Genomic DNA, 13,019 nt, shown 5'->3' with positions numbered 1-13,019 from the left:
AAATCAGGTGTAAATACGCTACCGTATTTGTATTATTTGTAAGTATTTTGTGTAATATTGTAACTTCAAAACTAAAAACAGAAATGATAGATTTCATTCTTTCCATTATTCTTCTTCTTCTCGAACAGTTAAGCTAAACAGCTGTTTATTCCTTTAGAGGTTTCTTCCGCTTTTTATCATATAAAAGGTTTGTTCTTTTTTGCGTATTATTTTTCTAATTTTGCGCCATGAAAAAAAAGTTCCAACTCTTCGATTTTAGCCAAAAAGTCAATTATAAAAACGAAATTTTAGCAGGTTTAACTGTGGCAATGACCATGATTCCAGAATCGCTGTCGTTTGCTATTTTAGCAGGATTCCCGCCTTTGGTTGGATTGTATGCCGCTTTTATCGCCGGATTGGTTACCGCTATTTTTGGAGGAAGACCTGGAATGATTTCGGGCGGGGCAGGAGCAACCGTGATTGTTTTAATCGCCCTGATGAAGTCGCACGGAATAGAATATGTTTTTGCTGCCGTCGCATTAGGCGGTGTCGTACAAATTTGTATCGGACTTTTTAAACTCGGAAAATTTATTAGACTTGTTCCGCAGCCCGTTATGTTTGGGTTTGTAAACGGTTTGGCAGTTGTGATTTTTATGTCGCAATTGGAGCAGTTTAAAACGGTTGTAAATGGTCAGGTTTCTTGGCTTCAGGGAACTCCGTTATACATTATGCTGGGATTGGTGGCGCTGACAATTGCGATTGTTTTAGTTTTTCCTAAAATTACAAAAGCCGTTCCTGCTTCTTTGGTTGCCATTATGGTGGTTTTTGCTTTGGTAATTGTTTTTAATATCGAAACCAAAACGGTAGAAGATATCGCTTCGGTTCAAGGCGGATTTCCTCCATTTCATATTCCAAATATTCCATTTTCTTTCGAAACTTTTAAAATCATATTTCCGTATTCGGTAATTGTTGCAGCGGCTGGTTTGACTGAAGGTTTGCTTACGCTAAATTTAGTCGACGAAATCACTGGAACACGCGGAAACAGTAACAGAGAATGTATAGCGCAAGGAAGTTCGAATATTCTAAATGGCTTTTTCTACGGAATGGGTGGATGTCCGATGATTGCACAGACTTTAGTTAATCTTGGTGCGGGTTCGAGAGCAAGACTTTCGGGAATTATCGGTGCTTTGACTATTTTATTAATCATACTTTTTGGAGCGCCTGTTATTGGAAAATTGCCAATGGCGGCTTTAGTTGGTGTAATGATGATGGTAGCCATTACAACTTTTGAATGGGCAAGTTTCAGGATTATTAATAAAATGCCGCGACATGATATTTTTGTTGGAATTCTAGTCGCTCTTATTACCATTGTACTGCACAATCTTGCTTTGGCGGTTCTGATTGGGGTAATTATCTCCGCTTTGGTTTTTGCTTGGGAAAGTGCCAAAAGAATTCGCGCAAGACATTACATTGACGAAAATGGAATAAAGCATTACGAAATTTATGGTCCACTATTCTTTGGTTCAACGACTACTTTTATGGAGAAATTTGATATTCAGAATGATCCGAATCATATTATAATCGATTTTAAAGAAAGTAGAGTTTCTGATATGTCGGCCATAGAAGCTTTAAATAATCTGACGAAAAAATACAATGAGCTTAATAAAAAAGTGGAGATAAAACATTTAAGCGAAGACTGCAGACAATTGCTCAAAAATGCTGATGCTGTTATTAAAGTAAATGTAATTGAAGATCCGACTTATAAAGTGGTTTCTTGAATTAATTAGATAATTAGAAAATTTGTCAATTAGATAATACACCATGTATATCTGTAGAGACGCACCGTAGTGCGTCTAACGCAACGTAACCCCAATATTGATATACACAACGTGTACGCATAAATAAACCCGACAGGTTTTTAAAACCTGTCGGGTTTATTGTTTTATATTTTTTGTCAGGCTGAGCGGAGTCGAAGCCCATGTGCCAATTGGAGCGCCCTTCGACTTCGCTCAGGGTGACATAGCATTTCGTTTCTTCTGTGCGGTTACGTTGCGTAGACGCACTGCAGTGCGTCTCTACAGATATGCTTTATGAAAATTATCTAATTATCAAATTGCCACATTATCTAATTAGCAAGCATTGCCTCAACATCACTCAATTTACCATCGATCTCACCAATTTGCAAACCTAAAATATGTGCTATTAAAGGATAAACTGAAACATTCTGAAATGTTTTTACTCTTTTATTGACTTTAAAGGCTGGGCCTTTTGCATAGAAAATAGCGTGCATATCTTTTTCGTCATTATCGTATCCGTGAGTTCCACCTTTTATATGAGTGCTTTCTTTGGTGACTAAACTCCATCCTTTTTCTGCTTCAATAACAAAATCATGTACACGCGGATTCGTTCCGTAATGCAATCTTTTCGGAATTTCTGTAGATTTCCAGAATTTGATATGCGGTACTTTTTTCAAAGCATTAGCAATCGAATCCTGATAACCTGGTTTTGCCTGAAGACTCATAATTGGATTAATAACATCTTTATACCCTAGCCATTCAGGTTTTAAATAGTCTAAAACAGCTACTTTTTTATCATTGCTGATATTTGCCATTCCGTGATCTGAAACGATGATTAAATTGATTTGTTTTCCGATAGGCAATTGATCTAATCTTTTAGAAATTGCACCCATTATCGAATCCATTTTGATTACCGTTTTTTTAGTTTCTGGCGAAAGCGGACCAAAATTATGTCCTGTATGATCGGGTTCGTCAAAATACAATGTGACTAAGTGAGGTCTTTGTTTTTCTGGAAGCTGTAGCCATTTCATAACTGTATCAATTCGCGCTCCGTACGGAATTTTACCATCGTAATTTTTGAAATAACTCGGATTTCGTTTGTCAATATCAGAGCCTGGCCAAAAGAAAGAAGCTGTTTTTACGCCTTGTTCTTCAGCTAAATTCCAAATCGGATTTCCTCCATAAAATCTGGAATCGTTTTTTGCTTTGCTTGATAATGAGAAAGATTCGTTTAAAGAAGCATCATAAAAAACATTATTGATGATTCCGTGATGATCTGGATAAAGTCCCGTTACAATCGAATAATGATTTGGAAAAGTTTTACTAGGGTAAGACGGCTTCATAGATTTGGCATGAACGCCTTCTTTTTCAATCTGCTTTAAATTCGGAAGGTCGAATTGCTTTCCGTAATCCCAACGAAAGCCATCCATTGAAATTAAAACAACATAATTGTCTTTATTTTGAGCTTGTAAAATGAAAGAAAATGTGAAGAAAATTAAGGAAAGGAGTGGAGTGAAATGTTTTTTCATTTTAATAAATTATTATGACGACAAAGGTATAGATAACAGATTTTTTAAAGAAAAAGGGAATGTTAAATAAAAAAAATAGCCACGAATTGCTTCGCCTATTCGCTGTCGCTCGAGTCACGAATTATTTTTTCAAATCTTTGTGTTTAAAAATAGTTGTCATTAATTGCACAAATGCTTTAAGTGAAAAAATTTGCCACAGATAAAAGAGATTCTCACAGATTAGAAAAAATAATTTGCGCAAATTTGTGTAATTTGTGGTAAAAAAATCCTTTTAATCTGTGTAATCTATTGCAAATAAAAATATACGTATAGATTAGAAAAAATAATTCGTGAATTACTTCGTCTGTTCCCTTCGGTCGAGTCGTGGCTAAAAAAAAGCGCCAGATAAAAATCCAGCGCTTTTAAGTTTTAAGAAGAGAACGAATTACATCATTCCTGGCATTCCGCCGCCCATTGGCATTCCGCCTCCGGCATTTTCTTCTTTAATATCAATTAATGCACATTCTGTAGTTAAGATCATTCCAGAAACAGATGCAGCATTTTCAAGCGCCACACGAGTTACTTTCTTAGGATCGATAATTCCAGCAGTAAGCATATCTACATATTCGTCAGTTTTTGCGTTGTATCCAAAATCACCTGAACCTTCAGAAACTTTAGCCACAACCACAGAACCTTCAAGACCTGCATTTTCAACGATAGTTCTTAACGGAGATTCAACAGCACGAGAAACGATTTGGATTCCTGTAGCCTCGTCAGCGTTATCTGCTTTTAAGTCAGCTAAAGCAAGTTTAGCTCTTAATAGCGCCACACCACCACCAGCAACGATTCCTTCTTCTACAGCAGCACGAGTTGCGTGAAGAGCATCATCTACTCTGTCTTTTTTCTCTTTCATTTCAACTTCAGAAGCCGCACCAACGTAAAGAACTGCAACACCTCCAGCTAATTTAGCCAAACGCTCTTGTAATTTTTCTTTATCGTAATCAGATGTAGTAGTTTCCATCTGACCTTTAATTTGGTTCACACGGTTTTTGATGATATCTGCTTCACCAGCACCACTTACAATAGTAGTGTTGTCTTTATCGATAGAAACTCTTTTTGCATTTCCTAACATTTCGATAGTTGTATTTTCTAAAGTATAACCTCTTTCTTCAGAAATTACAGTTCCGCCAGTTAAGATTGCGATATCTTCTAACATAGCTTTTCTTCTGTCTCCGAAACCTGGAGCTTTTACAGCAGCAATTTTAAGAGCACCTCTTAATTTGTTTACTACCAATGTGGAAAGAGCTTCTCCGTCAACATCTTCAGCGATAATCAATAATGGTTTTCCTGATTGAGCAACTGGCTCTAAAACTGGAAGTAATTCTTTAAGAGAAGATACTTTTTTGTCGTATAATAAGATGTATGGAGAGTCTAATTCAACTTCCATTTTCTCTGGATTTGTTACGAAATAAGGAGAAAGATATCCTCTGTCAAACTGCATACCTTCAACAACATCAACGAAAGTGTCAGTTCCTTTAGCTTCTTCAACAGTGATAACACCTTCTTTTCCAACTTTAGCGAAAGCTGTAGCGATTAATTCACCAATAACTTCGTCATTGTTAGCAGAGATAGAAGCAATTTGTTTGATTTTGTCTGAATCGCTTCCAACCACTTTAGCTTGTTTAGCTAAGTCAGCCACGATAGTTTCAACAGCTTTGTCGATACCACGTTTCAAGTCCATCGGATTTGCTCCAGCAGCAACGTTTTTCAAACCTTCTTTTACGATAGCTTGAGCTAAAACTGTAGCCGTTGTAGTACCGTCTCCAGCTAAATCATTGGTTTTAGAAGCAACTTCTTTCACCATTTGCGCACCCATATTTTCTAATGCGTCTTTTAATTCGATTTCTTTTGCAACAGAAACACCATCTTTAGTAACCGTTGGTCCACCAAATGATTTTCCGATAATTACGTTACGACCTTTTGGTCCAAGAGTTACTTTTACAGCATTTGCTAATGCATCAACACCACGTTTTAAACCGTCACGTGCTTCAATATCAAATTTTATATCTTTTGCCATTTTTATATTGCTTTAGGCAGTAGGCTTTAAGCTTTAGGCTTTCTACTGCTTGATTAGTAATTGTTTTTTGCTTTAAGCTATTTTTTGAAAAGCTTATTGCTTACGGCTTAAAGCTATTGCTGCGTAAGCAATTTTTTTAATTTGTAGATTTTGCTCTTTATGCTATTGATTTTTTCTAGTTGATTTTCGGCAATTTCATTATTTAGATATTGCAAATCTTTAGCTAAAATCAATAGATATTCTGTTTCATTAGCAGAACCCAAAGCGATGTTGAGAAATTGATTAAATTCTTTGTCGCTATTTCTTCCACATCCTTCGCTTATATTTGTTGGAATCGAAGAAGATGACCTTCTGATCTGACTTGTTAATCCGTACAATTCTTCTTTTGGAAATAAAGAAGTCAATTTGTAGATTTCTAAAGTTAGAGAATGGCTTAGCTGCCAAATATCATATTTCTTAAAATCTCTCATTTTTTTTAGAAGCTTTATGCTTTATGCAATAGGCTTTAAGCTTTTTGTAGAAGCCTATAGCTTACAGCTTATAGCGTAAAGCATTTAGATAATCGCTAAAATATCATCCTCGCGCATGATTAAATAATCAGTGCCTTCCAGTTTTAATTCTGTTCCTGCGTATTTGCCATAAAGAACAGTATCTCCAACTTTTACAGTCATTGTATGATCTTTAGTTCCGTTTCCTACTGCAACAACAGTTCCTTTTTGTGGTTTCTCTTTGGCAGTATCAGGAATAAAAATACCTGAGGCAGTTTTAGTTTCAGCTGCAACAGGCTCAATAAGTACGCGGTCTGAAAGCGGTTTAATGTTTAAAGCCATGATTTTATATTATTATAAGTTATACGTTTTTTTCTTGTTCTATAAACTTTCAGAAACTATGCCATGCTACAAAAACTGACATTATTTCTTAAAAAAAATGCCAGCTTTGACAGGCTGGCATTAGATTTTTATATCGAGCTAAAATTATTTAGTCGCTGGTGCTGCTGGAGCAGGAGTAGTTCCTTGTGCTGGAGCTGCAGGTGCATTTACAGGAGCTTCAGTTTTGTCAATGATTTTAGATTCAGTATCGCTTAAAGATCCAGAGAAGCTTAAGCTTGAAAGTAAAATTAGCACAATTAAAACAGTAGCCAAAGTCCAAGTACTTTTATCTAAAAAGTCAGTTGTTTTTTGTACTCCACCTAACATCTGCGTTCCGCTGATAGTAGAAGACAATCCGCCTCCTTTAGGGTTTTGTACCATGATAACTACGATCAATAGAAAACAAACTATTGTAATTAAAACTAAAAAAATTGAAAATGTGCTCATTACTTAATTATTGTTATTGTTATTTTGTTGTAAAATCTTTATATCCGATATGCGGTCTGCAAAGAAAGTAATTTTTTCTGGATATTTCAAAATTAATATTTCATATGCCTGAATTGCTTTTGTATATTTCTTTTGTTCCAGATAAACTCTAGCCAAAGTCTCTGTCATTAGGTATGAATTGTCTTCAGAATTGCTTTCAATTTGTACCGCTGGAGCATTGCTGTTAGGTTTTATTGGAGAAATTTTCGGGTTGTTTTCGATAAATTTATCGATAATTTCGGCCTTCTTTTGTCTTTCTTCTTCCTGTTTTGCTTTTTCAGCAGCTTCTTTTTCTGCTCTTTCCTCTGGCGAAAGATCATTTGAACGGTCAATAGGTTCTGTTCTAGATAATTGCAACCATTCTTGGAATGAATGTTTTTCATTTAAAGAAAAATCCAAAGGTTTTCCAATTTCTAAATGTTCTGCAGCTGTTCTAGCAGGTTCATTTTCTTCTTCCTCGATTAGTTCTTCAATCGGTTCTTCATTTTCCTCTTGAATTTCTTCTTCTTCATCCTCAGTTTCAACTGCAGCTTCTTCAATCGCTACTTTTGGTTCTTCAGGAGCTTTTGTTTCAGATTCTCTAATAGAAGAAAGAATAGATCGTTCAACCGTATTCATTTTGAATTCAGGAATAATCATTTCTTCAATAACGCTGTCATCTTCCTGTTCTTCAGCCGAATTTAAAACAGGTTCTTCTATAATAGGATCCGCTTTTGCTTCTCCTGTTTTTTCAGATTGTTCAGCAGTTGCAGCTTCAGCTTCTTTAATAGAACTTAAGATAGAGTTTTCAATACGCTCATTTTTAGGTTCTTCAGTTTTTATAGTTTCTGGTTCAGAAGGCGTTTCAGAAACTTTGATAGAACTTAAAATAGAATTTTCTATACGATCAATTTTAGGTTCTTCAATTGGTGTAGAATCTGTTAACGGAGCTGTTTCTGTTTCCTCGACTTCCTCTACAATATTGTGTTCAATAGAATCCGTTTTCTGTCCTACTTCTTCTATTACGGGTTTTTCAAAAGTTACCGATTGTGCTTCTTTTATGGCTTTAAAAATAGATAAATCTATTTCTGGAAGCGGTTTAAGCTCTTCTTCTTTTATTGCAGGTTTCTCAAAAGTTATTGTCTGAGCCTCTTTTATTGCCAAGAATATAGACGGGTCTATTTCTGGCATTTTTCTAGGCTCTTCGGCAATTACGGGTTCTTCCGTTTTTATTGATTCTTCAACTTTTACCGATTCATCAACCTTTGCAATCTCTTCAACTTTTATAGATTCTTCAGTTTTTACAGATTCTGCAATTGAAGGTTTTTCAACAGAAGATATTTGAACTTCTTTTATTGGCTCTGAAACAGGCTGTTCTTCAATGTCAGCTTTTATTTCAATAGCTTTCTGAATTTGTTCTGGCGAAATTATTTCGCTGTCAAAAACAGTAATCTCCAAAAGATCTCTCAGTTTTTGCTCGTAGAAATCATTCTGAATAGAAGTAAAAGCCTCAGAAGTTATAAAATCAAATAAAACAGAACGGTCAGAAGTATACGCAGCCGTAACTTTCAAAGCATAATTATACTTAAAACTGTTTTGATTATAAAGTCCCTTTAGTCGCAATGCGCGTGCACTTTGAAAATACGGAAATTCATTCAAAACACTGCCTAATGCATCCGCTTGCTTTTCTGTAATAGCATCGGGTTTGTTCATTAAGTAGGTATAATCGCTAACGTTCATTTTTTGGTTTTAATCGTTTAATTATTTATTAATAGTATTTTGTTTTACTTGCTTATTTAAGCAAGCAAACTTACCATTTAGCCAATGATTCATTAAAGATATCTTGGGTAATTCTTTCAAAAATAACCCTTATAGCTTCGCTCAAAACTGATCCAGTAGGTAATTCTTGTCCTGGAAAGTCATAATAAAACTCAAATGATTTTTCAAAATCATCGGTTTCTTTCTTTTTATTTGCGAATCTTACCTGAACACGAATTGACAAACGGTTTTGTGCCGCTCCCGCAGTTCCGTCTGTTGATACAGCTGTTGCAGTCATTGGAGTAATGCGGTAGTCTGTAATTTCACCTTCGTAAGTTAATTCGCCTCCAGTGCTTACCAAGTTTAAATTGGTCTGGTTCATGATCAGATCCTGTAAAGTCAGCGTGAAAGTTCTGTCGATTCCAGGCTCAACTAGATCTGCATTATTCTGAAAGAAGTTAACTTGAAATGTTTTAGCATCGATTGGTTTTGCTCCTGTAAAGTTGTAGACTCCACAGCCACTCAACATAAAAAGGCTTAATAAGGCGAAAAGAGAATATATTTTTTTCATAATTTTTTTAGTCAAATTCCAATATTTTGAAATTCCAAATTCCAATGTTCACCATTATAGTGAAATATCAAATTCCAAATTTCGCCAAATATACTAATTTGGACTCGAGCGATAGCGAACAGGCGAAGCAATTTGGAATTTATTTTTGGAGTTTATTATATTTTGAAGATCCAATCTTGGAATTTGGAATTTAAAAGATTGGAATTTGTTTTTTATAAATCGAATTGTTTGATTTTACGGTATAAAGTTCTTTCAGAAATTCCTAATTCGTCTGCAGCTGCTTTACGTTTTCCTTTGTTTTTTTCTAATGATTTTTTTATCATTTCGATTTCTTTTTGTTCCAAACGTAAAATTTCTTCTTCTTCAATCGTTTCTGCATCAAGATAATTGTTGTCATCTTGTATGCGATAACTTTCTTCACGAACAGCAGGCGTTGTCATAACAGCAGTTCTTGGTTCTTCTTCAAAATCTATTTCGCTGTCATTTTGCTGATTTCCGTATATTTTCTGAATTAGATTCGGATTAATATCCTGTACTTTTGAACTTCCGTTTTTCATTAATTCCAAAGTCAGTTTTTTCAAATCGTTCAGATCGCTTCTCATATCAAAAAGCACTTTATACAAAATATCTCTTTCCGTACTAAAATCGCTTTCTTTTTTGCTGTCGCTAATAACTGAAGGCAGATTACTTCCTTCGGCTGGCAAATACGATTGTAAAGTAGCAAGGGTGATATCTCGATTGGTTTCTAAAACAGAAATTTGTTCGGCCACATTTCGAAGCTGGCGAATGTTTCCGCTCCATCTAAATTTCTGTAAAAGCTGCACCGCATCGTCATCCAGTCTTAAAGGCGGCATTTTGTATTTATGAGCAAAATCGGCAACGAATTTTCTAAACAATAAATGAATATCGTCGTTTCTTTCGCGCAAAGGTGGTAGCGTGATTTCGACCGTACTTAAACGATAGTACAAATCTTCACGGAATTTCCCTTTTTCAATTGCATTAAATAAATTCACATTGGTTGCAGCAACAATACGAACATTTGTTTTTTGAACCTGAGACGAACCTACTTTAATAAATTCGCCGTTTTCCAAAACACGAAGTAATCTTACTTGAGTAGTTAAGGGTAATTCACCAACTTCATCAAGAAAAATTGTTCCGCCGTCGGCTACTTCAAAATAACCTTCACGCGTGCTTGTTGCACCTGTAAAAGCACCTTTTTCGTGACCAAAAAGTTCACTGTCAATTGTTCCCTCAGGAATTGCACCGCAGTTTACGGCAATATATTTACCATGCTTTCTGTGCGAAAGCGAATGTATAATTCTAGGAATATTTTCTTTACCAACACCACTTTCCCCAGTCACCATAACCGAAATATCAGTAGGAGCAACCTGAATGGCTTTTTCGATGGCACGATTTAATTTCGGATCATTTCCGATAATCTCAAATCGCTGTTTTATTGCTTGAACTGTTTCCATATGTTTTGTTTCAAGTTTTGTTTGTTTAGGTTTTTCTATGCCTAAAACTTTGGCTTATATTTTTTTTCTTTAGCCACGAATTTCTCGAATTTCACTAATTTTTGAAATGGGTTGCTAAATTATCTTTATGCTGTAAAATTTTTTAGCCACGAATTTGTCGAATTTTACTAATTTTTGAAATGGGTTGCTAAATTATCTTTATGCTGTAAAATTTCTTTAGCCACGAATTTCTCGAATTTCGCTAATTTTTGAAATGGGTTGCTGAATTATTTTTATGCTGTAAATTTCTTTTAGCCACTAATTTCTCGAATTTCTGAAATGCGGTTAATGAATGACTCTTTTATGCTGTAATGTTTTTTTATTAAAATTAACGATAATTCCTAAATCGCTATCAGCTAATCTTAAATAATTTATTGTTTGGGCTGTATGTTCGTCAACAATATCTTTTGATGCTTTTACTTCCAAAATGATTTCATCATAAACCACAAAATCTGCGTAAAATTTATGTGCTAAAACAATTTCTTTATACTGAATATTGAATTCTTTTTCGCGTTCAAAAGGAATATTATGTTTCTTAAATTCATATTCTAACGCATCTTTATAAACAATTTCCAAAAGTCCGCCCCCAAGTATCCTATGAACTTCCATGCAAATCCCAACTATCCTATAATATTCCTCTTTTCTATATAATTCCATATTTTGTTTTTAAACAAAACTAAAAAATATAATAAAGAAAAATACTACTTTTTAATTTAAGGTTTACAATTTCAAATTTACCGTAGCAATTAGAAAATTAGTGAAATTCGAGAAATTCGTGGCTAAAAAAAAATCAATTCATGCTACTCAACCCCACAGCTTCACCTTTTAAAGTTCCACTAGTACAGCTTGTAATTTTTACGTTTACGAAATCTCCAATTTTATAATTCTCTTTTGGGAAAACTACTGTAATGCTTTGAGAGTTTCTTCCAGAGAATTCGTCTTTTGATTTTTTAGAAACCTTCTCCACTAAAACTTCAACCGTTTTTCCAACAAATTCCTCACTTCTAAACCACGCGTGTTTTTGCTGTAAATCCACAATTTCTTGCAATCTTCTCGCTTTAGTTTCTTCCTCCACATCATCTTCCATTTTTCTTCCAGCCAAAGTCCCAGGACGTTCAGAATACGAATACATATAACCGAAATTATATTTTACATATTCCATCAAACTCATAGTATCTTGGTGATCTTCTTCAGTTTCTGTAGGGAAACCAGCAATCATATCTTGCGAAATCGAAGCATCTGGAACAATCGCTCTAATTTTATCAATCAAAGCCATATACTCTTCACGAGAATGCAGACGATTCATTTCTTTCAAAATTCGGTTACTTCCAGACTGAACCGGTAAGTGAATATGTTTACAAATATTTGGATATTTCGCAATAACATGCAAAATACTCTCGTGCATATCCTGCGGATTTGAAGTCGAAAAACGAATACGCATTTTCGGGAAACCAGCAGCAACCATTTCAAGTAATTGATCAAAATCAACTGCTGTTGCTTTTTGCATTTCAGAAGCGTTTACAAAATCCTTTTTCAAACCGCCTCCGTACCAAAGATAACTGTCAACATTCTGACCTAAAAGCGTCACTTCTTTATAACCTTTACTCCACAAATCCTGAATTTCAGCCATAATACTTTGTGGTTCACGGCTGCGCTCGCGTCCGCGTGTAAAAGGCACAACACAGAACGTACACATATTATCGCATCCGCGGGTAATCGAAACTAAAGCAGTGATTCCGTTACTCATCAAACGAACCGGCGAAATATCTCCGTAAGTTTCCTCTTTCGATAAAATGACATTGATCGCGTCACGTCCTTCTTCAACTTCAGCCAATAAATTCGGAAGATCTTTATAGGCATCTGGACCAACAACAAGGTCAACGATTTTTTCTTCTTCCAAAAACTGACTTTTCAAACGTTCCGCCATACAGCCCAAAACGCCCACTTTCATTTTCGGATTCGTACGTTTTACCGCATTGTATTTTTCCAGACGTTTACGAATCGTTTGCTCTGCTTTGTCACGAATTGAGCAAGTATTTACCAAAACCAAATCGGCTTCCTCTAAAACCGAAGTTGTATTGTAGCCACCGTCAGATAAAATCGAAGCTACGACTTCACTGTCCGAAAAATTCATCGCACAGCCATAACTTTCTATAAAGAGTTTTTTAGTATTCTCAGGTTTATTTTCCAAAACAAGACTTTCGCCCTGTTTGCTTTCTTCAATAATCTTTTCCATTATAAAAATTCAAAGTGCAAAGATAGGTTAATTGCACTTAATATGACAAGATGGCAGAAAAGAATTTTAGATTTCTGATTTTAGATTTTAGAATAGAAATTCCAATTTTTGAAATCCCAAATTCCAAAAAAAGAGCGCAGCGATTTTTTTTAGAAAATCTAAAATCTAAAATCTAAAATCTAAAATCTAAAATCTAAAATCTAAAATCTAAAATCTAAAATCTAAAATCTAAAATCTAAAATCTAA

General features: G+C 35.0%; 11 protein-coding genes. 1 reads left to right on the top strand and 10 read right to left on the bottom strand.

The window, feature by feature from the left end; genetic code table 11:
• Positions 1-227 precede the first annotated feature (227 nt).
• Positions 228-1,757, top strand: a complete 1,530-nt coding sequence (locus AC3E9W_RS13660; RefSeq protein ID WP_488768774.1) for a SulP family inorganic anion transporter — start codon at positions 228-230, stop codon at positions 1,755-1,757.
• A 347-nt stretch (positions 1,758-2,104) separates the two neighbouring features.
• Here the strand turns inward: AC3E9W_RS13660 and AC3E9W_RS13655 are convergent, their stop codons facing one another.
• The 10 genes from AC3E9W_RS13655 to miaB form a co-directional block, all read right to left on the bottom strand.
• Positions 2,105-3,304 carry an alkaline phosphatase family protein gene (locus AC3E9W_RS13655; protein WP_488768773.1) on the bottom strand — a complete coding sequence of 400 codons (1,200 nt, stop codon included), beginning with the start codon at positions 3,302-3,304 and terminating at the stop codon, positions 2,105-2,107.
• Positions 3,305-3,728: 424 nt separating this feature from the next.
• Complete coding sequence (gene groL / locus AC3E9W_RS13650) at positions 3,729-5,360, bottom strand: chaperonin GroEL (protein ID WP_177210785.1); 1,632 nt, start codon at positions 5,358-5,360, stop codon at positions 3,729-3,731.
• 113 nt (positions 5,361-5,473) lie between these two features.
• On the bottom strand, positions 5,474-5,830 hold the full coding sequence (locus AC3E9W_RS13645) for a four helix bundle protein (protein WP_488768772.1): 357 nt from the start codon (positions 5,828-5,830) through the stop codon (positions 5,474-5,476).
• An 84-nt stretch (positions 5,831-5,914) separates the two neighbouring features.
• Positions 5,915-6,190, bottom strand: a complete 276-nt coding sequence (locus AC3E9W_RS13640) for a co-chaperone GroES (protein WP_008467105.1) — start codon at positions 6,188-6,190, stop codon at positions 5,915-5,917.
• 144 nt (positions 6,191-6,334) lie between these two features.
• Positions 6,335-6,676 (bottom strand): preprotein translocase subunit SecG, encoded by a 342-nt coding sequence (secG, locus tag AC3E9W_RS13635; RefSeq protein ID WP_306160804.1) that lies wholly within the window; start codon positions 6,674-6,676, stop codon positions 6,335-6,337.
• Between the two features lie 3 nt (positions 6,677-6,679).
• Entirely contained in the window at positions 6,680-8,434 is a 1,755-nt protein-coding gene (locus tag AC3E9W_RS13630; RefSeq protein WP_488768771.1) for a tetratricopeptide repeat protein, read from the bottom strand.
• Positions 8,435-8,504: 70 nt separating this feature from the next.
• Positions 8,505-9,023, bottom strand: coding sequence for an LptE family protein (locus AC3E9W_RS13625; protein ID WP_306160800.1), 519 nt, complete (start codon positions 9,021-9,023; stop codon positions 8,505-8,507).
• Between the two features lie 212 nt (positions 9,024-9,235).
• Positions 9,236-10,498 (bottom strand): sigma-54 interaction domain-containing protein, encoded by a 1,263-nt coding sequence (locus AC3E9W_RS13620; protein WP_456893916.1) that lies wholly within the window; start codon positions 10,496-10,498, stop codon positions 9,236-9,238.
• Positions 10,499-10,822: 324 nt separating this feature from the next.
• Positions 10,823-11,194 (bottom strand): GxxExxY protein, encoded by a 372-nt coding sequence (locus AC3E9W_RS13615; RefSeq protein ID WP_456893917.1) that lies wholly within the window; start codon positions 11,192-11,194, stop codon positions 10,823-10,825.
• Between the two features lie 133 nt (positions 11,195-11,327).
• Positions 11,328-12,773, bottom strand: a complete 1,446-nt coding sequence (gene miaB / locus AC3E9W_RS13610) for a tRNA (N6-isopentenyl adenosine(37)-C2)-methylthiotransferase MiaB (protein ID WP_456893918.1) — start codon at positions 12,771-12,773, stop codon at positions 11,328-11,330.
• Between the last annotated feature and the right edge of the window lie 246 nt (positions 12,774-13,019).

It is taken from the genome of Flavobacterium sp. 38 (genome assembly GCF_057799715.1).
This window is presented reverse-complemented; position numbering and strand designations above follow the sequence as displayed.